19 protein-coding genes are annotated in these 19,213 nt (G+C 58.0%); 10 read left to right on the top strand and 9 right to left on the bottom strand.

What is annotated here, in order from left to right; all coding sequences use genetic code 11:
* Window positions 1–6: 6 nt before the first annotated feature.
* From OLX72_RS14325 to OLX72_RS14305, 5 genes are all read left to right on the top strand, one after another.
* Window positions 7–1,059, top strand: a complete 1,053-nt coding sequence (locus OLX72_RS14325; RefSeq protein ID WP_433988937.1) for a fatty acid desaturase — start codon at window positions 7–9, stop codon at window positions 1,057–1,059.
* Between the two features lie 4 nt (window positions 1,060–1,063).
* Complete coding sequence (locus OLX72_RS14320) at window positions 1,064–1,705, top strand: SDR family NAD(P)-dependent oxidoreductase (protein ID WP_433988936.1); 642 nt, start codon at window positions 1,064–1,066, stop codon at window positions 1,703–1,705.
* A 180-nt stretch (window positions 1,706–1,885) separates the two neighbouring features.
* Complete coding sequence (gene surE / locus OLX72_RS14315) at window positions 1,886–2,671, top strand: 5'/3'-nucleotidase SurE (protein WP_433988935.1); 786 nt, start codon at window positions 1,886–1,888, stop codon at window positions 2,669–2,671.
* The gene (locus OLX72_RS14310) at window positions 2,664–3,317 is read left to right on the top strand and encodes a protein-L-isoaspartate(D-aspartate) O-methyltransferase (protein ID WP_114870646.1); all 654 of its coding nucleotides are present in this window, start codon (window positions 2,664–2,666) and stop codon (window positions 3,315–3,317) included. The genes surE and OLX72_RS14310 overlap by 8 nt, the downstream gene beginning before the upstream one ends.
* A 67-nt stretch (window positions 3,318–3,384) precedes the next feature.
* Complete coding sequence (locus OLX72_RS14305) at window positions 3,385–4,587, top strand: LysM peptidoglycan-binding domain-containing protein (protein WP_433988934.1); 1,203 nt, start codon at window positions 3,385–3,387, stop codon at window positions 4,585–4,587.
* 12 nt (window positions 4,588–4,599) lie between these two features.
* Here the strand turns inward: OLX72_RS14305 and OLX72_RS14300 are convergent, their stop codons facing one another.
* From OLX72_RS14300 to OLX72_RS14285, 4 genes are read right to left on the bottom strand one after another with little or no spacing between them, the layout of a single operon-like run.
* Window positions 4,600–5,439 (bottom strand): ATP-binding protein, encoded by an 840-nt coding sequence (locus OLX72_RS14300; protein WP_433988933.1) that lies wholly within the window; start codon window positions 5,437–5,439, stop codon window positions 4,600–4,602.
* Entirely contained in the window at window positions 5,436–6,308 is an 873-nt protein-coding gene (tatC, locus tag OLX72_RS14295; RefSeq protein WP_114870649.1) for a twin-arginine translocase subunit TatC, read from the bottom strand. The genes OLX72_RS14300 and tatC overlap by 4 nt, the downstream gene beginning before the upstream one ends.
* Window positions 6,305–6,901 carry a Sec-independent protein translocase protein TatB gene (gene tatB / locus OLX72_RS14290; protein WP_114870650.1) on the bottom strand — a complete coding sequence of 199 codons (597 nt, stop codon included), beginning with the start codon at window positions 6,899–6,901 and terminating at the stop codon, window positions 6,305–6,307. Before tatB ends, tatC begins: the two co-directional genes overlap by 4 nt.
* A gap of 5 nt (window positions 6,902–6,906) precedes the next feature.
* Window positions 6,907–7,122, bottom strand: a complete 216-nt coding sequence (locus OLX72_RS14285; protein ID WP_114870651.1) for a twin-arginine translocase TatA/TatE family subunit — start codon at window positions 7,120–7,122, stop codon at window positions 6,907–6,909.
* Window positions 7,123–7,340: 218 nt separating this feature from the next.
* Here OLX72_RS14285 and OLX72_RS14280 point away from each other — a divergent pair, with 218 nt between their 5' ends.
* Window positions 7,341–8,009, top strand: a complete 669-nt coding sequence (locus OLX72_RS14280; RefSeq protein WP_114870652.1) for a helix-turn-helix transcriptional regulator — start codon at window positions 7,341–7,343, stop codon at window positions 8,007–8,009.
* 12 nt (window positions 8,010–8,021) lie between these two features.
* Here OLX72_RS14280 and OLX72_RS14275 read toward each other — a convergent pair whose 3' ends face one another.
* The 3 genes from OLX72_RS14275 to OLX72_RS14265 form a co-directional block, all read right to left on the bottom strand.
* A complete protein-coding gene (locus OLX72_RS14275) occupies window positions 8,022–9,104 on the bottom strand; it encodes an ABC transporter ATP-binding protein (RefSeq protein ID WP_433988932.1) in 1,083 nt (360 codons plus the stop codon).
* A 120-nt stretch (window positions 9,105–9,224) separates the two neighbouring features.
* On the bottom strand, window positions 9,225–10,349 hold the full coding sequence (locus OLX72_RS14270) for a DNA alkylation repair protein (protein ID WP_114870654.1): 1,125 nt from the start codon (window positions 10,347–10,349) through the stop codon (window positions 9,225–9,227).
* Entirely contained in the window at window positions 10,349–11,128 is a 780-nt protein-coding gene (locus tag OLX72_RS14265; protein WP_114870655.1) for an SDR family oxidoreductase, read from the bottom strand. Before OLX72_RS14265 ends, OLX72_RS14270 begins: the two co-directional genes overlap by 1 nt.
* A gap of 144 nt (window positions 11,129–11,272) precedes the next feature.
* Here OLX72_RS14265 and OLX72_RS14260 point away from each other — a divergent pair, with 144 nt between their 5' ends.
* The 4 genes from OLX72_RS14260 (at window position 11,273) to OLX72_RS14245 (ending at window position 16,678) form a co-directional block, all read left to right on the top strand.
* Window positions 11,273–12,289 (top strand): Hint domain-containing protein, encoded by a 1,017-nt coding sequence (locus tag OLX72_RS14260; protein WP_433988931.1) that lies wholly within the window; start codon window positions 11,273–11,275, stop codon window positions 12,287–12,289.
* A gap of 84 nt (window positions 12,290–12,373) precedes the next feature.
* Entirely contained in the window at window positions 12,374–13,981 is a 1,608-nt protein-coding gene (locus OLX72_RS14255; protein ID WP_114870657.1) for a peptide chain release factor 3, read from the top strand.
* A 118-nt stretch (window positions 13,982–14,099) separates the two neighbouring features.
* Window positions 14,100–15,026: a glycosyltransferase family 2 protein gene (locus OLX72_RS14250; RefSeq protein ID WP_433988930.1), complete on the top strand. Its 927-nt coding sequence runs from the start codon at window positions 14,100–14,102 to the stop codon at window positions 15,024–15,026.
* A gap of 176 nt (window positions 15,027–15,202) precedes the next feature.
* A complete protein-coding gene (locus OLX72_RS14245; RefSeq protein WP_433988929.1) occupies window positions 15,203–16,678 on the top strand; it encodes a DEAD/DEAH box helicase in 1,476 nt (491 codons plus the stop codon).
* A gap of 72 nt (window positions 16,679–16,750) precedes the next feature.
* Here the strand turns inward: OLX72_RS14245 and OLX72_RS14240 are convergent, their stop codons facing one another.
* Window positions 16,751–18,421, bottom strand: a complete 1,671-nt coding sequence (locus OLX72_RS14240; protein WP_433988928.1) for a ribonuclease J — start codon at window positions 18,419–18,421, stop codon at window positions 16,751–16,753.
* 3 nt (window positions 18,422–18,424) lie between these two features.
* Window positions 18,425–19,198 (bottom strand): type III pantothenate kinase, encoded by a 774-nt coding sequence (locus tag OLX72_RS14235; RefSeq protein WP_114870661.1) that lies wholly within the window; start codon window positions 19,196–19,198, stop codon window positions 18,425–18,427.
* Between the last annotated feature and the right edge of the window lie 15 nt (window positions 19,199–19,213).

The following is a 19,213-nucleotide window of genomic DNA, read 5'->3' as shown; positions in this document are numbered from 1 at the left end:
ACAGGCATGACAAACACCACAGACACAGTTGCGCAGGACGGCGTTCAGACCCCTGCCCCGAAAACAGCGCGCGAATGGGTGAAAATTCTGGCCCAGTACCGCGATCCGAACCCGGCGCGCTCTGTGTTCGAACTTTGCGTCAGCCTGCTGCCGTTTCTGGCCCTTTGGGCATTCGCCTGGTGGATCCTGCAATACAGCGTTCTGGCCGCGTTGGTGATTGCGATGCTGAACGGCGCGTTTCTGGTGCGCATCTTCATCATCCAGCATGATTGTGGCCATGGCGGCTTTTTCCGCAACCGCCACCTTAGTGACTGGACAGGCCGCGTTCTGGGCGTTCTGACCCTGACACCTTACGACGTGTGGCGTCGGACCCATTCGCTGCATCACGCCTCGGCGGGAAATCTGTCGCAGCGCGGATTTGGCGATGTCCACACAATGACCGTCGTGGAATACCGCGCCAGCAGCTGGATCGGGCGGCTTGGCTATCGCCTTTATCGCAACCCCTTGGTGCTGTTCGGTCTGGGCCCCGCCTATCTGTTCATTATCCAGAACCGTATACCCTATGGCCTGATGGACAAATGGACCTATTGGGTCAGCGCCATGGGCTCGAACATCGCGATTGCCGCCGTTCTGGGCCTGATCGTCTATTTTGGCGGGTTGCTGCCGCTGGCCGTCATCTTTGTGCCCACCGTTCTGGTTGCGGCATCGGCGGGCATCTGGCTGTTCTATGTCCAGCACCAGTTTGAAGAAACCCACTGGGATCATGATACAGACTGGCAGTTGCACGATGCAGCCCTTCACGGCAGTTCGCATTATGTCCTGCCAAAGGTGCTGCAATGGTTCAGTGGCAATATCGGGGTTCACCACGTGCACCATCTTTACAGCCGCATCCCGTTTTACCGCCTGACCGAAGTGTTGCGCGATCACGCCGAACTGGTCGAAGCGCAGCGCCTGACCATCCGCGAGAGTCTGGCATGCGCCAAACTGCACCTTTGGGACGAAGATCAGCGCAAACTGGTGTCTTTCCGCAGCCTGCGCCCGGTGCGCGTTCAGGCCTGAGACTATGACCCGACTGGCCCTGATCACTGGCGCTTCGCGCGGTCTTGGTGCGGCTTTGGCCGAAGCGCTGTGCGACAGCTACCATATCGTCGCCGTGGCGCGCACGACCGGCGCGCTGGAAGAACTTGATGATCGCATTCAGGTCAAAGGCGGTCAGGCGACCCTGGCCCCGATGGACATCACCAACACCGATGCAATGGCAACGCTGTGTCGTGGAATCTATGATCGCTGGGGCCATCTTGATCTGTGGGTTCACACGGCTGTCCACACCGCCCCTTTGACCCCCGCATCACATCTGGATGCCAAGGACTGGGCAAAATCGGTGGCCAGCAATGTCACGGCAACCGGCACGCTGATTCCGTTTATTGCACCGCTATTGGGGGACACTGGCACAGCCCTATTTCTGGATGATCCGACAACAGCGGGAAGAAAATTCTTCGGCGCTTACGGGGCAAGCAAAGCCGCGCAAATCGCATTGGCGCGCAGCTGGCAGGCGGAAACGGCCAAAACCGGGCCACGTGTTCTGATCGAAACGCCTGCGCCCATGCCCACGGCCTTGCGGGCGCGGTTTTTCCCCGGCGAAGATCGCAATGCCCTTAGTCCGGCAGACATCGAAGCCGCCGCTTTGGTCAAGAAATTGCACTGAACGTTCTTTTTGCCAAAAATACGGACGACGACGCGCCGTGGCAAATGCTGACAATTGTGGGGTTCGCGCAACCTGATCCACCAACATTGCGTCCGCTGACTACAATCGCGCCGTCATTGCTTGCCGCCCCAACGCCGCTGGCCTATTGAGACAACACGCGACTATCAAACGGGCGGTATCATGCGCATTCTGATCACCAACGATGACGGCATCAACGCGCCGGGCCTGAAGGTTCTGCACGATATTGCAACCGATCTGGCCGGCCCTTCGGGCGAGGTCTGGACTGTCGCGCCCGCGTTTGAACAATCCGGTGTCGCGCATTGTATTTCCTATACCCATCCCATGCTGATCGCGGAAATGGGGCCGCGCCGCTTCGCCGCAGAAGGATCGCCAGCAGATTGTGTGCTGGCCGGTTTACACGACGTGATGAACGGGACACCCCCTGATCTTGTGTTGTCCGGCGTGAACCGCGGCAACAATTCTGCCGAAAACACATTGTACTCCGGTACGATCGGCGGTGCGCTCGAGGCAGCATTGCAAGGTATTCCGGCCATAGCGCTGTCGCAGTATTACGGCCCGCGCAACAACACGACAAGCAACCCGTTCGAAGCGGCCGCCGTTCACGGGGCTGGCCTTGTGCGGCGCATTCTGGCCGCCTGCCCTGAAACCGGCAGTGACTACCGCCTGTTTTACAACGTCAATTTCCCGCCCGTGCCGGCGGCGGAGGTTTTGGGCACACGCATCGCCGCCCAGGGCTACCGCCGCGGCACGAGCTTTTCGACCGAACCCCACAGTTCACCGTCCGGCAAACGGTTCCTCTGGATAAAGGGCGGCAACCAGCATATCCCGACCCTGCCCGGAACAGATGCCGCCGTGAACCTGGAAGGATACATTTCTGTCACCCCGATGCGGGCAGACCTGACGGCACATGACGCGCTGGACGCCCTGAAAGACATCAATGACTGACGCAGACGATCCAGCCACACGCAAGATGCAGTTTCTTTTTGCGCTGCGATCCAAAGGTGTCACAGATGCGCGGGTTCTGGGCGCGATGGAAGAGATCGACCGCGGCCCGTTCATTCGCGGTATTTTTTCGGAACGCGCATACGAAGACATGCCATTGCCCATCGCGTGTGGTCAGACGATCAGCCAACCCTCTGTCGTCGGGCTTATGTCGCAGGCTTTGCAGGTCAGCGCGCGCGACAAGGTTCTTGAGGTGGGAACAGGATCGGGCTATCAGGCCGCCATTCTCAGCAAACTGGCGCGGCGGGTCTATACCGTCGATCGCCACAGCCGGCTGGTCCGCGAGGCGCGCGAAATTTTCGATGCACTCAACCTGACCAATATCACCGCCTTTACCGCCGACGGGTCGTATGGCCTGCCCGATCAGGCACCGTTTGACCGGATTATTGTAACGGCTGCCGCCGAAGACCCGCCCGGTCCGTTGCTGGCCCAGCTTAAAATCGGCGGCATCATGGTTGTTCCGGTGGGGCAATCGGACACCGTGCAAAGCCTGATCAGGGTGCGCCGGACCGAAACAGGCTATGAATATGACGAATTGCGCCCTGTGCGCTTTGTTCCTTTGCTTGAGGGACTCGGCAAAGACGGATAAGGTGTTCTTGTAATAAGTTCGCAAACCCAAGCCTTGACCCAACAAAAGGCCGGATGAGGATATCGAGATGACACACCTGCTACCGTATGCACGGTCTGCTGCGCCACAGCGCGCGCACGGATTTCGGATGATCATGGGATGCAGCGCACTGGCGTTGCTGACGGCTTGCAGCCAACCGCTCGATTTTGATCTGCGCGGCGCCGGGGGCGGATTTACCACCGCAACTGCTGCCCAGAACGCGACCGCAATGCGCCCCGCCCCGGATGATCGCGGCATTATCTCTTATCCCAATTATCAGGTGGCGGTTGCCAAGAACGGCGATACGCTGACCACGCTGGCCACGCGTATCGGTGTCGATGCCACCCAGCTGGGAAAATACAACGGCATTGATCCGGGTGTGCCGTTGCGCGCCGGTGAAATCATCGCGCTGCCCACGCGGGTGGCGGAACCAACCGCCGCAACGGGCGCTGTCGATATTTCCGCGATCGCAGGCGGGGCCATCGACAATGCGCAACCCTCCAGTGTGCAAACCCAGACGCTGGCCCCTGCAAACACTGCCGCGCCGCAGGCTGCGGCCACCTCCGACAAGGAACCTGTGCGCCACAAGGTACAGCGCGGTGAAACCGCCTATACGATTGCGCGCCTTTACGATGTACCGGTTCAAAGCCTCGGCGAATGGAACGGGCTGGACAGCGATTTTGCCGTGCGTGAAGGACAGTATTTGCTGATCCCCGTCGCACGTCAGGCTCCGCCCAGACAGACCGCTGCGGCCGTTCCGCCGCCCGGTGCCGGATCGCCTACACCAACGCCACCCAGTTCCACGAAACCGCTGCCCGCCGAAAGCCCCGCGCCCGCTGCCGCAGCAGCACCCGCAGCGGCCCCCAAAGTCGATGTTGGCGAACCCACCAGCGCCACGGCAAAAGCGGCTATGGCCTTTCCGGTTCAGGGCAGCATCATTCGCGAATACGCCAAGGGCAAGAATGACGGGATCGACATTTCAGGCACCGCCGGCGGCCCCGTCAAAGCCGCGGCCAACGGAACAGTGGCCGCGATCACATCCGATGCAAATCAGGTACCGATCATCGTGGTGCGCCACCCTGACAATCTGCTGACAGTCTATGCCAACATCACCGATATTGCCGTCAAGAAGGGCGACAGCGTCACGCGCGGTCAATCCATGGCAAAGCTGCGCGCCGGCAAAGATGCCTATGTCCACTTTGAAGTGCGCAAGGGTTTTGACAGCGTCGATCCGATCCCGTACCTGCAATAAAGCATTTGCTGCTTAGGTAATTTTCACGCCCCTGCGGCCTGCAAGATCGGTAAAATACTGCCATGCAACACGGCCTGACCGCGCACCACGCGTGGCCTGCCATTCGATCGCTTCGGCGCGAAGCGTGTCCGCGTCGATGCTGATCCCGTAAGCGGTGCAATATCCTGCGATCATTTGCAGATACTCATCCTGCGTGCACGCATGAAACCCAAGCCACAGCCCGAAACGATCCGACAGCGATACCTTTTCTTCCACCGCTTCTGACGGGTTGATTGCCGATCCACGCTCGTTTTCGATCATGTCACGTGGCATCAGATGCCGCCGGTTCGATGTCGCGTAGAACACCACATTGTCCGGACGCCCTTCGATCCCGCCATCCAGAACCGCTTTGAGCGATTTGTAATGCTGGTCATCATGGCTAAAGGACAGATCATCGCAGAACAGGATGAACCGGTGGGTTGATTGCCGCAAAAGCGCCAGCAGGCGCCCCACTGTCGGCAAATCCTCGCGCTGCAATTCGACGATCTTCAGGTCCGTGTAGCTGGCCTGAACTGCGGCATGTACAGCTTTGACAAGGCTTGATTTTCCCATGCCGCGCGCACCCCATAAAAGAGCGTTGTTGGCCGGAAGACCGCGGGCAAACTGTTCGGTATTGGCGCGCAATGTATCGCGCGACCGGTCAACACCGATCAAAAGCGACAGATCCACTTTCGACACGTCGGCCACCGGCACCAGCCGGTCAGGATCAACATGCCAGACAAACGCCTTGGCTGCATCCATATCCGGGGCATCCAGCGGCGCGGGCGCCATGCGTTCCAATGCGGCGGCAATCCGCTCCAGCGGATCACTCATTTTGCATCATCCGCGTCCAGATCACCCAGATCGTCTTCTTCGTCGTCATAATATCCTTCGGCGCGCAGCTTTTCTTCGCGTTTGGTTTCCACGCGGCGCACCAGAAAAATCGAAATCTCGTACAGACCGTAAACCACGACAAACAGGATCACCTGTGTAATCACGTCGGGCGGTGTGACCAGTGCGGCCAGAACAAGAATACCGACAACCGCGTATTTGCGCACATTGCCCAGCCCTTCGGCACTGACCAGACCGGCCTTGCCCATCAGCGTCAGCAAAACCGGCAACTGAAAACACAGACCAAAGGCCACGATGAATTTGATGGTAAGGCTCAGGTATTCCTGCGCCGATCCCTGAAAGGCAATGGCGGCAATGCCCCCCTCGCCCAGCCCGTCGCCATCCACCACGGTTCCGGGTTGCTGGAAACCAAGGAAAAAGTTGAAGGCCAGCGGAGTTACCACAAAAAACGCGAAACTCGCCCCCAGAAAGAACATCACCGGAGACGAGATCAGAAATGGCAGGAACGCGTTCTTTTCCTGTTTATAAAGACCCGGCGCCACAAACCGCCACAACTGGTAGCTGATATACGGAAAGGACAACACGAACCCGCCCAAAAGCGAAATCGAGATTGCAACAAAGAAACCTTCCTGCAACTTGATCAGGATCAGGCCACAATCCATCTGTCCCCGCTCGGCCATCGCGGCGCACAGCGGATGGGTCAGAAAATTGAACAGCGGGTTCCAGATTGTGAAACAGATCACCATACCGATGATAAACGCGATGACCGAATGGATCAGCCGCGTGCGCAGTTCTGCCAGATGCTCGATCAGCGGCGCACTGGAATCCTCGATCTCGTCGGTGTTGCTCATGCCTTATCCTTGGGCGCGGGTTTCTTGGCTGCCGGCTTCTGGGCAGCGGGCTTCTTCGCGGCTGGCTTTTTGGCTGCCGGTTTTGCGGCAGCGGCTTTGGCGGCCGCGGGCTTTTTCGCAGCGGGCGCTTTCGCCTTGGGTGCCGCTTTCTTTGCGGCAGCAGGCTTGGCCGCAGCCAGCGCTTTTTCAACGGCAAAGTCGGGTATTTTTTCGGCCGCCGCATTGGCAGCTTTTGCGGCCTCGCGGCGCGCATCCGCTTCTTCCTTCAGCTTTTGCGCCTTGTCTTTACGCTCTTGCGCAAGCTTTCCGGTTTCGCTGTCAGGATCAAAGGTGAACGATTTTGCGGCATCTTTCACACCGTCCATCGCAGAGTTCAGCGGATTTGTCGCCGATTTCAGCCCCTTGGCCACATCTTTTACACCGGCCTCATCCGCCGCCTGGTTCATCGCCGAACTGAATTCGCGCGCCATGCCTTTGGCTTTGCCCACGAACCGCCCGACATTCCGGAACAGTACGGGCAAATCCTTGGGGCCAACGACAATCAGCGCCACGATGCCAATCACCAAAAGCTCGGTCCAGCCCAGATCGAACATATGGGTTAGACCTTGTCTTTATCAGACTCGGGCGTGACGTCCTTGGCCACTTCGGCGGCGTCTTCTTCCAGCTCCTTGTTGCCTTCGCTGATGCCTTTTTTGAACGATGTGATGCCCTTGCCCACTTCGCCCATCAGCGAGCTGATCTTGCCGCGTCCGAACAGAACCAGCACCACAACCGCAATCAGCAGTATTCCGGGCAAACCTATGTTATTCAGCATGTAGTATCTCCTTGTCATGTCCGCACGTCAGGATACGCGCGCACGATTTCGAACCTGTCTTACGGTCTGACGCAGCGGGGGAAAAGCCGCAATAGAGTGCGACGCGCAGGATTCATTCACAAAAACCCCGTCGATTCGGCTTGCATTATCGCAACTGACAAGTTTTTGTCAGTTGATCCCATAACACGGTTTCCTCGTCAATCAGCACCCTCGGTAACATGTCCCGCTCTGATCGCCTTTATGAAATCATCCGGCTTTTGCACGATGGCCAACTGCACCGCGCCGAAGACATCGCCGCCACATTGAATGTGTCGCAGCGCACGATCTATCGCGATATGGAAATGCTGATGGCGACCGGCCTGCCGGTTCAGGGCGAACGGGGCGAAGGATACCGGATCCACGCCAGCATTACCCTGCCTCCGCTGAACCTGACCACACAAGAGCTTGAGGCGCTTAACCTGGGCATTGTGATCGTTGCCCAATCACCCGATCCTGATCTGCGGGCCGCTGCTGATGCTCTCGCCGGCAAGGTCGATGCAGGTCTGCCAACAGAAACAGTGCCCCCCGCGCAGGCATGGAAGTTTGTCACCTCTCCCTTTGCCGATGCAACGCGCAGCTTTGCGCATATTCCGGTCATTCGGGCCGCAATTGCCGCGCGACAGAAACTGGAAATTCACTATCTCGGCGATGACGGCAACTTGTCTCGCCACGTTTTACGCCCGTTGCATGTTGAATATTGGGGGCGCGTCTGGACGCTTACGGCATGGTGCGAATTACATAATAAATTCAAAGAATTTCGCGTTGATCTTATATCAGAATCAACACCTCTTCCGGCCCTGTTCGTTGATGAACCGGGCAAACGGCTGGAGGATTACCAGCGCGTCTGACGCACCCGCAACCTACCGCACCGGAAACACGAAACATTTGTCGCGCCGGATGGTCAGCCACAAAACCGTTCCCTCGGCAGGCAGGAAAACGTTCGGCACAGTGGCACGCAAAAGCGTATCGTCATGTTCCAGACGAAACTCGACCAGCGATTCATGCCCCAGAAACCTTGCCCGTTCGACGGATGCGCGTGCGGCGACACCTTGCGTCGGGGTTGGCAACGGGCCTTTGCCCGCACGGTCAAAATCAATGCTCAGGTGCTGTGGGCGGAAAACAATATCAACCTCGGTTCCGTCCGGCACGCCCGGTGCCAGAAACCGTCCGAACACCGTCTGCGCCAACGCTCCATTAACCGTGGCGCGCAACACATTGGCATCGCTGAAAAAAGAAACAGATTGGCGATCTACCGGACGGGTATAGACGTTATAGGGCGCGCCCTGTTGCACCACCTTGCCATCGCGCATCAAAGCAATCTCATCCGCCATGCGCATCGCCTCTTCCGGCTCGTGCGTGACCAGAAGAACGGCGGTATCTTCATTTTTCAACAGGCTTAGCGTTTCATCGCGAATGCCATCCCGCAGTCGGTTGTCCAGGCCGGAAAACGGTTCATCCATCAGCATCACCCGCGGCCGTGGCGCCAGCGCCCGCGCCAGTGCAACCCGCTGCTGTTCCCCGCCCGACAACTGGTGCGGAAACCCGTCAATGAACCGCAGCAGATCGACCTTATCCAGCAGTTCCGCCACACGGGCGCGCTTTTCCTCTTTCGTACCGGACAGGCCAAACCCGACATTGCCTGCCACACTCAGATGCGGGAACAGCGCAAAGTCCTGAAACATCAGCCCGATTTCGCGCCGTTCGGGCGGAACGCGATACACCGTGTCACAAATCAGGTTGCCATCGACGTAAATTTCGCCGCTGTCCTGCATTTCAACGCCTGCAATGATCCGCAGGGTTGTGGATTTCCCGCAACCCGACGGCCCGAGAAGGCAGGTCACCTGCCCCGGCATGATCTTTAAAGACACGTCATCCACGACCGAACGGCCATCAAACCGGCGGACAATGTTGCGTATTTCAAGGCGGGGATGCGGGGGGGTCAAAGCGGCCTCTTGGATATCCGATCAAAACCATCGGATTTGGAATATGTCCCTATCAGCCCGATTTCCGGCCCGCAAGCCTGTGCTGCGCCCCAAGGTGCAATTGATCGCCACAGCTTACCGTCACGCGGGCGGCAACAGCGTGAACGCCGCTTCCTGTGTCAGGATACCGTTAACCTGCACGCCGATATAATGCGTCCCGGGATACAGCCGGAACGTTGTCGCATCGCCTTTGAACCTGTGGTTCTTGCGAAAAGTCAGCGGCTGTCCGGGCTGCACAACGGCCTGCTTCAGCTTGAACACTTTCGGCGCGTGCTGCCCCGAACTTTTCAGGAACCGGATGACGTAATCTATCAGAACCGGCGCCTCGTTTCGGGCGGCAATTGTCACATCAAATGTCAAATTATCACCCACATGGACACACGCGTCTTCCAGATGCAGCACGACATCAACCTGTGCCTGCGGGTCAAAACCCATCACGCCCAGGGCGCGGGCATTTCCCTGTTTGATCAGAACCCGCAAGGCGTGCCGCGTCATCCAAGCCAGTTCCGTCTGGTCTTGCCGCCTGTCGCCGGCCCATTTTTCCAGCCTGTCCATCACCAGATCTGAATCAGTTTTAGCTATATCATTCAGATGGTTGGAAACCGATCTTGTCACGTATCTTGTGTTGTCAGCATGCAGGATGTCCAGCAGTGGGAGAACTTTATCAGGTTCGATCGAAACCGCCTTGGCCCAGGGAAGTTTGGGCCGCGTGCCCTCTGATACCAGCCGGCGGACATGATAATTATCATCGCGCGCCCAAACCGCCAAACGGCGCAGGGTTTCTTCTGGCCACACATTCAGGAACGGGCGAATATAGAACTCCATCGAAAACCGCTGTGTTGCGGCATGAAGCAGATCAAGCGCCCGGTCGCGATGATGTTCCAGCCCGTGGCGCACGGCAAGGATGCCCGGAACCGCATGAATGAAGCGCCCGAAATCATCATCCGTGCGCTGCGGATCCAGCGGTGGAGGCATCGCGGCTTCCAACTGCGATGCCATTTCGTTGAAATCCTTGGGCAGGTACGGCTCCAGACAATCGGCCATCCAGTCCAGCCGCTCCAGCAACGCACGATCCCCAAATCCGGCCAGTGTGTCACGATGATAGGCATCCGCGTCGAATCCGGGAATTCCGGTCGACATTTCATTCGCAAAGTCGCGTAAAGACTCGGCGTTAAACAGATGATCTTTCAGCGAAAACTGTGCCATCAGATCGTTGCGTTCGTAGCCCCGCCGTCCAGCAGGATGTTTTGCCCGACAATGAACCCCGCATGCTGCGAACACAGAAACGCGCAGGCCGCGCCAAATTCCTGCCGCGTGCCATAGCGACCTGCCGGAATGCTTGCCGCCCGTTCACTGCGCGCCTGATCCAGCGTGATACCGCGCGCCTTGACCACACCACCATCCAGCGCGTCCGCCCTGTCTGTGGCGTGGATGCCCGGCAACAGGTTGTTGATGTTGACGCCCTTGCCGGCCACCTGGCGCGATGTGCCCGCCACATAGCCCGTCAGACCCGTGCGCGCCGCGTTGGACAGGCCCAGAACCCCGATCGGAGCCTTCACCGACTGCGACGTGATGTTAACCACACGGCCCCACCCGCGATCCATCATGGGCGGCAACAGTGCGGTCATCATCGCAATCGGGGCCAGCATGTTGGCGTCGAGCGCCTTGATGAAATCATCACGATCCCAGTCATGCCACATGCCCGGCGGTGGACCGCCCGCATTTGTCACCAGAATGTCGACATCACCGGCTGCCTCCAGAACCGCGGCACGCCCCTGCTCTGTCGTGATATCCGCCGCAACGGAAGTGACTTCGACGTCGTGTTCGGCGCGTATCGCCGCTGCTGAAAGTTCCAAGGCGTCCGCCCCGCGCGCATTCATCACCAGATGCACACCAGCCGCGGCCAACGCCTCGGCACAGCCCAGACCCAATCCCTTGCTAGACGCGCAGATGATGGCGCGCTTGCCTGCTATACCCAAATCCATAAGTGATCTCCCTTGGTGAAATTTCCCCTTGGGTAACACCACGTCATGCCCCATTGCCAGCAAAACACCGATACATCGGCCACATGCTGACACATTCTTGTGTTCAGACGGTTTTCACCAAATGCTGACAAGGCAACACCAAACATGCCACCCTTGGATTTTGACAGTCCGGAACATGCGCTGCGCGTCTATCGCGGTGACCAGTTTTGCGTGCGGAACGGTGCCAATCTGGGCGATGGGCTGGCGATTGCCGAAGAAATCATGCTGGATGATTGCTACGCGCTGGAACCGGACGCCACACTGACCCGCTTGACCATCCAGTCGGTCGATAACGGCAGATACAGTGTCGGCCCCGGATCAGAGGCCGGCAAACCGGGGCATCCCCTGCATCTGGATTGCGCACTGACGCTGATGTCGCCTGACGGGACAACGACAGAGGCAATTGTTCTGGTCGAAGCCAACAAAAAGGGCAAGTTGAACGCGGTGTACCTGCTGCCGCTGGCCCCGATGGAACCGACCACCCTTTATGCTGTTGTCGGGATCGATATCAATCTGGCCCGCACGAAATTCGCGCAGGTCGCTTGTGTGTCCTTTACGCGTGGAACGCATATTACCATGGCATCGGGTGAACAGGTGCCGGTCCAGAATCTCAGGCCGGGTGATCGCGTACTGACCCGCGATGATGGCGCGCAGAAAATTCGCTGGATCGGGCAGAACACGGTGCGCGCGGTCGGGGCTTTTGCACCTATCAAGATCATGGCGCAAACCCTTAATAACGAACGAGATTTGATCGTCAGCCCTGATCACCGCCTGTTTGTGTATCAACGGACCGATGCACTGGGAACAGGCCGGCCCGAGGTTCTGGTGAAAGCGCGACATCTGGTCAACGGAACAACAATCCAGGTTCAGAACGGCGGCTTCGTCGACTATTTCCAGCTGTTATTCGACCGCCACCAGATCATCTATGCCGAAGGCATTGCCGCAGAATCCATGTTGATCGATTCCCTGACCCGTCCGGCATTGCCCAAGGATCTGAGCGAAAAGCTGGGCCAAACCATTCCCGGCCACACAGACCGCCCGCATCGCGGGCTTGACGTGGCACGCGCCTTGCTGGAAGGCCGCAACGCCGCAGAAATCCTGCGCCGCTCCTCGTCCAGCTGACCCGCGCAGGACCGGGCGAAGTCAAATGCCATCACAACACTGATTTTCTTGCGCTTGCTGCGCGGTCTGCCTATATGCGCGGTTATGTTGGACACCCTTTCAAACCGCCCTGAATTGCCTGCCGAAATTGCCCGCCGCCGGACCTTTGCGATAATCTCGCATCCCGACGCGGGGAAAACCACGTTGACTGAAAAGTTTCTGCTGTTTGGCGGCGCGATCCAGATGGCCGGACAGGTCCGTGCCAAAGGCGAAGCACGGCGCACCCGATCCGACTTCATGCAGATGGAAAAGGATCGCGGCATTTCCGTTTCCGCATCTGCAATGTCTTTTGATTTCAAAGAGTTCCGCTTTAATCTTGTTGATACGCCCGGCCACTCTGACTTTTCCGAAGATACCTATCGCACGCTGACGGCGGTCGATGCCGCCGTGATGGTGATTGATGGCGCCAAGGGCGTGGAAAGCCAGACCCAGAAACTGTTCGAGGTTTGCCGCCTGCGCGATCTGCCGATCCTGACATTCTGTAACAAGATGGACCGCGAAAGCCGCGATGTCTTTGATATCATCGACGAGATCCAGGAAAATCTGGCAATTGACGTGACACCGGCCAGCTGGCCTATCGGCCTGGGCCGCGATTTTATCGGATGCTACGACCTGCTGCGTGATCGGCTTGAACTGATGGACCGCGCGGACCGCAACAAGGTGGCGGAAACCGTCGAAATAAACGGGCTGTATGATCCGAAACTGGCCCAGCATGTCCCCCCCGCGCTGCTGGCCAAGCTGCTTGAAGATCTTGAAATGGTGCGCGAGTTGATGCCGCCTTTGGATCCCAAGGCCTTTCAGGAAGGCACATTGACCCCGATCTGGTTCGGCTCTGCGATCAATTCGTTTGGCGTGCGTGAACTGATGGAAGGGATCGGGAAATACGGCCCGCAGCCCCAGATACAATCGGCCGAACCGCGCAGTATTTTACCAGAAGAAACAAAGGTTTCCGGCTTTGTCTTCAAAGTTCAGGCGAACATGGATCCCAAGCACCGTGATCGCGTGGCCTTTGTCCGCATGGCCTCGGGGCATTTCAAACGCGGTATGAAACTGACCCATGTCAGAACAAAGAAACCGATGGCGATCACCAACCCGGTTCTGTTTCTCGCCTCGGATCGGGAGCTTGCGGATGAAGCGTGGGCAGGTGACATCATCGGCATTCCCAACCACGGCCAGTTGCGTATCGGCGACACGTTGACCGAGGGCGAGGCGCTGCGGGTCAGCGGCATCCCGTCATTCGCACCCGAACTGCTTCAATCCTGTCGCGCAGGCGACCCGATGAAGGCCAAACATCTTGAAAAGGCGCTGATGCAATTTGCCGAAGAAGGCGCCGCCAAGGTTTTCAAGCCCAGCTTTGGCTCCGGCTTTATTGTCGGGGTCGTCGGGCAATTGCAGTTCGAAGTTCTGGCCAGCCGGATCGAACTGGAATACGGCCTGCCTGTGCGCTTTGATCAAAGCCAGTTCACCAGCGCCCGCTGGGTCAGCGGAACGCGGCAAGCCGTTGATAAATTTGTTCAATCCAACAAGCAGCACATCGCACACGATCACGATGGTGACATTGTGTATCTGACACGGCTGCAATGGGATATTGATCGCGTGGAACGGGATTTTCCCGATGTGCAACTGACCGCGACAAAGACAATGATGGCCTGAGTCGACCACGTCACAAGCAAGGTCAGTCCCGCACGCATCGGCTTTCGGATCAGGCCACTTGTGCTAGGCTGCGGTGAAGTCTACGGGCCGGGCGCCCGATGCAGACCGGGGAAAGCACATGACACATTGGGGCCTTGTCGCAACCATCAAAGCACCGGTCAGGGATGTTCTGAACTTTGCCGCCTATCATCTGGATCAGGGGGCCCACCGGCTGTACATTTATCTGGATGAAGCATCAGAAGAGGCGTTTACCCTTGTGAAATCACATCCGAAAGTTCGTGTCGCCACCTGCGATGCAGCGTTCTGGGCAAGACAGGGTGGCAAACGCCCGATCAAGCATCAGGTGCGCCAAAGCCGGAACGCCACCCATGCTTATGCAAGAAAACCCGAGGTGGACTGGCTGACCCATATCGATATTGACGAGTTCCTTAGCCCATCCGGCGATATTGCGCAGATACTGGCCGCATTGCCCCCCGACATCCTGTGCGCCCGCATCCGCCCGGTCGAAGTGCTGGCAGACGGAGATGGCACTGCATTCAAAGGGTTCATTCCCAGCGGCCCGCACCGCGCCCGCATCGTCGATGAAATCTATCCGACCTACGGCACCTACCTGAAGGGTGGTTTTCTGAGCCATGTGGCGGGCAAGCTTTTCGTGCGCACCGGGTTGGACAACGTGACCTACAAAATCCACAACATGTTTCAAGGCGACGTGATGAATCCGGGGCAAACCGAATTGCCGCAGGTCGATCTGTGCCATTTTCACGCCCGGACATGGCAACATTGGATCGAATCCTATCAATATCGCCTTGAAAAAGGCGCGTATCGCGCCGAATTGGCCGCGGCGGCAGGCGAAAACGGCGTAAACCTGCATCACTTTTTGCTGCAACTGGACCGCAAGGGCGGAACAGATGCCTTGCGCAGGTTCTTTGCAGAGGTGGCGCAGGACACACCCGATCTGCGGCAGCGTTTGCAGGCGCAGGGTGTCTTGCGCAGCCATGATCTGAATCTGGACCGCAAACGCCGCGCATTGTTTCCTGGAACCTGATCCATCGTTTCGATTATCGGCATAATCACGCGAAATCACCGCATCTGTTTGACCCGGCCCCGGGTATTTGCTAAGCGCTGCAGCAAGAACCAGAAATGTGAATAGCCACAGGGCCATACGGGTCCGGTTCGAACCAGATGCGCGGGCCAGGTTGTGTCCGCAACTTGCGGATACATATGACAAAATTTTCTGATCTAAACCTGAATCCCAAGGTTTTAAAAGCCATTGACGAAGCCGGGTATGAAACCCCGACACCGATTCAGGCGGGCGCAATTCCTGCAGCGCTGGAAGGCCGGGATGTATTGGGCATCGCCCAGACCGGCACCGGCAAGACGGCAAGCTTTGTGCTGCCGATGATTACCCTTCTGGCACGGGGCCGTGCACGGGCGCGTATGCCAAGATCTTTGGTGCTGTGCCCGACCCGAGAGTTGGCGGCACAAGTTGCCGAAAACTTCGACACTTACACAAAACACTTGAAGTTGACCAAGGCGCTGCTGATCGGCGGCGTGTCCTTCAAGGAACAGGATATGCTGATTGATCGGGGCGTCGACGTTCTGATTGCCACACCGGGCCGCCTGCTGGATCATTTCGAACGGGGCAAGCTGTTGCTGACCGGCGTTCAGATCATGGTTGTGGACGAAGCCGACAGAATGCTGGACATGGGGTTCATCCCCGATATCGAACGTATTTTCAGCCTGACGCCGTTTACCCGCCAAACCCTGTTTTTCAGCGCCACCATGGCGCCCGAGATCGAACGGATCACAAACACCTTCCTGTCGGCCCCTGCCCGCGTAGAAGTGGCGCGTCAGGCGACAACCGGCGAAAACATCAAACAGGGTGTTCTGATGTTCAAAGGCAGCCGCAAGGATCGCGAGCCGAGCGAGAAGCGCGATGCCCTGCGTGCGCTGATTGATGCCGAAGGCGACAAATGCACAAACGCGATCATCTTCTGCAATCGCAAAACCGATGTGGATATCGTATCAAAATCGCTGGCAAAACACGGCTATGACGCGGCCCCGATCCACGGTGATCTGGATCAGTCGCAGCGGACCCACACTTTGGATGGGTTTCGCGCGGGTACATTGCGGTTTCTGGTTGCATCCGATGTGGCCGCACGCGGCCTTGACGTGCCAGCCGTCAGTCACGTTTTCAATTTCGACGTGCCCAGCCATGCCGAAGATTACGTGCACCGGATCGGCCGAACTGGCCGTGCCGGTCGCGATGGCAAGGCTGTGATGATCTGCATCCCGCGGGACGAAAAGAACCTCGCGGATATTGAACGGCTTGTGCAAAAGGAAATACCGCGTCTGGCTGATCCGCGCGGCACCAATGCTCCTGCCCCACAGGCGGATACGGCCGAGCCAAAAGGCGAAGGCGAGTCGACAGGGCCCAAGAAACGCACCCGGTCGCGCAAACCGGCCAAGACCGATACAACGCCCGATCAAAAGCCGGCACCGGACAAGGCTGAAACAGCCCCGCAAAAGCAGGATCAATCAGGCGATCAGGACAAGCAAAACCGCAATACCAGAGGCGGGCGCAGCCGCAGTTCCGGCAATCGTGACAGCGGCAACAGCCCCGTCGGACTGGGCGATCATATGCCCGGCTTTATCGCGATGAGCTTTGAAGAGCGCACCGAAAGCGAAACGTCCTGATCAACAGGCGCGAACAGACAAAATTCCGAACCGGACAATAACAGGGTTTTCCAATGGAAAACCCTGTTTCGCTTAACTAAGCCTGCTGACCACCACGGTCACTTCCGGCTTTTTGCCGATTTCGTTCTGCGTGCTTTGACGCACTATACGACGTAACGCCTCTTCCAGTTTGGCGTCATCCGACAGCGTTTTTTCATTCGCGCGATTCAGAAACTGCCTCAGGTCTTCTTCCAGCACGTCGACCAGCGGCGCACGGCTGTGCCCAACCTCTGCCAACCCCATGGTTTCACACCATGCATCGCCCAATGGTTCGTTTTCATCATCGATGATCACCGTCACGATCACATGGCCGTTCAGCGCCATCCGGATCCGGTTGCGCACAACCCCGTCCAGCGCGCCGATCTGAACCGTCCCATCCAGATAGGTACGTCCTGTTTCGATGTATTCCGCCACCGTCGGGGCATTGCCACTCAGGTCGATCATCATACCGTTCACGGCCACGACCCCCTGCAGCCCCTTGCTGGCGGCCAGTTTGACATGTTCGCGCAAATGGCGGTGTTCCCCGTGCATCGGGATCAGCATCTGCGGCTTGACCAGATCGTGCATCGTTTCGAGATCGGGGCGATTTGCGTGACCGGACACGTGGTAATGCCCGCCCGAGCTTTCATCCACCACATCCACACCAATTTCGGAATACGCGTTCACAATCCGAATGACGCCGCGTTCGTTGCCGGGAATGGTTTTGGATGAAAACAGGAACAGATCACCGTCTTTCATCTCGAACCCCTGATAGGTTCCGCGCGCAAGCTGGGCGCTGGCGGCGCGCCGTTCGCCCTGGCTGCCTGTTACCAGCAGCATCAGGTTTTCACGCGGAATGCCTTTGGCATCTTCGGGGCTGACGACACGGGGAAACCCTGTCAGCACACCGGTTTCAATGGCCGCTTCCACCATACGTTTCATCGCCCGCCCCAGCAGCACGATCGAACGCCCGGCACGGTCGCCCGCCTCGGCCAGCGTTTTGACACGGGCCACGTTGGATGCAAATGTCGTGGCGACCACCATGCCATTGGCCGCACTGACCAGCCCTTCGATCTCGGGGCCAACCGACACTTCGGACCGGCCAGCATGGCGCGAAAATACGTTTGTACTGTCGCAGACCAACGCTTTGACACCCGGTTTGGCCACCTCGGCCCATAGCTCGGGATCAAACGGTTCGCCGACAATAGGTGTTTTATCCAGCTTGAAATCACCGGTGTGAATCACCCGCCCGTCCGGGCTGTCGATCACAAGAGCTGAAGATTCGGGGATCGAATGCGAGATTGGCAGAAAGCCGACAGAAAAAGGCCCCGCCACGGTTTGCTGAGGCCATTGGGAAACAACACTAACAGCTTCGGCAGGATGGCCGTTATCTTCCAGTTTGGCGCGTGCGATATTGGCCGTGAACGGGCGCGCATATATCGGCGCTTTCAGATCGGCATAGAAATGCGGCACCGCGCCAACATGGTCCTCGTGGGCATGGGTGATGAATATCGCATCAAGCCGGTCGGCATTCTGTTTCAGCCAGGTCATGTCGGGCAGGATCAGATCAACCCCCGGCGTGCCATCCATATCGGGGAATGTAACACCCAGATCGACCAGAATCAGGCGTTCCTTGCCAGGTTTTCCATAGCCGTACACATAGGCGTTCATACCAATTTCACCCGCCCCGCCAAGGGGAAGGTAAATCAAACGTTCATTGCTCATATTTTAAGAATTATCCTTGTTATACTTATGTATAACGGTCAGGCCGTGCATGGTCAGATCATCCTGAAAGTCGTCGAACAACGCTTCTGTCTGCTGAAACAGCGGGGCCAGACCGCCTGTTGAGATCACGCGCATTTCGCGGGCACGTTCCGCCTTAATGCGGGCACATATCTCACGAACCAGTCCGACGTAACCCCAAAAAACCCCGGATTGCATACAGGCAACAGTATTGGTGCCCACCACGTTTTGCGGCTTTGTGATGTCTACATGCGGCAAGGCGGCCGCCGCCAGATGCAAAGCCTCAAGGCTCAGGTTCACGCCCGGCGCAATAACTCCGCCCACATAGGCGCCATCTGTATCAACCACATCAAAGGTTGTCGCGGTGCCGAAATCCACCATAATCAGATCGCCGCCATAAAGATCAAACCCCGCTACCGTATTGACCAGACGGTCGGGGCCGACCTGTGTGCCTTCGTCGACCCGCACATCGACAGGCAGCAGGCATTCGGGCTTGCCCACCACCAGCGGGCGCGTATTGAAATAGCGATCGGCCAGAACCCGCAGGTTGAACACAACCCGCGGCACCGTCGACGAAATGATCATGTCGGTGATCGGCACGTCAATGTTTTGCAATTTCATCAACGTGCTAAGCCAGACATAATACTGATCCGCCGTGCGCTGCCATTCGGTCGAGGCGCGCCATGTGCCGATAAACGCCTGCCCGTCCCAAATGGAAAAAACCGTGTTGGTGTTGCCGCAGTCAATCGCCAGAAGCATCGCAGCGCCCCCCTT

It is taken from the genome of Sulfitobacter sp. TBRI5 (assembly GCF_051013555.1).
Lineage (GTDB): Bacteria > Pseudomonadota > Alphaproteobacteria > Rhodobacterales > Rhodobacteraceae > JL08.
Note: the sequence above shows the minus strand (reverse complement) of the source record. Positions and strands in the feature narration are given on the sequence as shown.

Bases quoted from the DNA above. Each gene is read 5' to 3' on its own strand.
- OLX72_RS14325 (WP_433988937.1), top strand. From the start codon at position 7: ATGACAAACACCACAGACACAGTTGCGCAGGACGGCGTTCAGACCCCT.
- OLX72_RS14320 (WP_433988936.1), top strand. From the start codon at position 1,064: ATGACCCGACTGGCCCTGATCACTGGCGCTTCGCGCGGTCTTGGTGCG.
- surE (WP_433988935.1), top strand. From the start codon at position 1,886: ATGCGCATTCTGATCACCAACGATGACGGCATCAACGCGCCGGGCCTG.
- OLX72_RS14310 (WP_114870646.1), top strand. From the start codon at position 2,664: ATGACTGACGCAGACGATCCAGCCACACGCAAGATGCAGTTTCTTTTT.
- OLX72_RS14305 (WP_433988934.1), top strand. From the start codon at position 3,385: ATGACACACCTGCTACCGTATGCACGGTCTGCTGCGCCACAGCGCGCG.
- OLX72_RS14300 (WP_433988933.1), bottom strand. From the start codon at position 5,439: ATGAGTGATCCGCTGGAGCGGATTGCCGCCGCATTGGAACGCATGGCG.
- tatC (WP_114870649.1), bottom strand. From the start codon at position 6,308: ATGAGCAACACCGACGAGATCGAGGATTCCAGTGCGCCGCTGATCGAG.
- tatB (WP_114870650.1), bottom strand. From the start codon at position 6,901: ATGTTCGATCTGGGCTGGACCGAGCTTTTGGTGATTGGCATCGTGGCG.
- OLX72_RS14285 (WP_114870651.1), bottom strand. From the start codon at position 7,122: ATGCTGAATAACATAGGTTTGCCCGGAATACTGCTGATTGCGGTTGTG.
- OLX72_RS14280 (WP_114870652.1), top strand. From the start codon at position 7,341: ATGTCCCGCTCTGATCGCCTTTATGAAATCATCCGGCTTTTGCACGAT.
- OLX72_RS14270 (WP_114870654.1), bottom strand. From the start codon at position 10,349: ATGGCACAGTTTTCGCTGAAAGATCATCTGTTTAACGCCGAGTCTTTA.
- OLX72_RS14265 (WP_114870655.1), bottom strand. From the start codon at position 11,128: ATGGATTTGGGTATAGCAGGCAAGCGCGCCATCATCTGCGCGTCTAGC.
- OLX72_RS14260 (WP_433988931.1), top strand. From the start codon at position 11,273: ATGCCACCCTTGGATTTTGACAGTCCGGAACATGCGCTGCGCGTCTAT.
- OLX72_RS14255 (WP_114870657.1), top strand. From the start codon at position 12,374: ATGTTGGACACCCTTTCAAACCGCCCTGAATTGCCTGCCGAAATTGCC.
- OLX72_RS14250 (WP_433988930.1), top strand. From the start codon at position 14,100: ATGACACATTGGGGCCTTGTCGCAACCATCAAAGCACCGGTCAGGGAT.
- OLX72_RS14245 (WP_433988929.1), top strand. From the start codon at position 15,203: ATGACAAAATTTTCTGATCTAAACCTGAATCCCAAGGTTTTAAAAGCC.
- OLX72_RS14240 (WP_433988928.1), bottom strand. From the start codon at position 18,421: ATGAGCAATGAACGTTTGATTTACCTTCCCCTTGGCGGGGCGGGTGAA.
- OLX72_RS14235 (WP_114870661.1), bottom strand. From the start codon at position 19,198: ATGCTTCTGGCGATTGACTGCGGCAACACCAACACGGTTTTTTCCATT.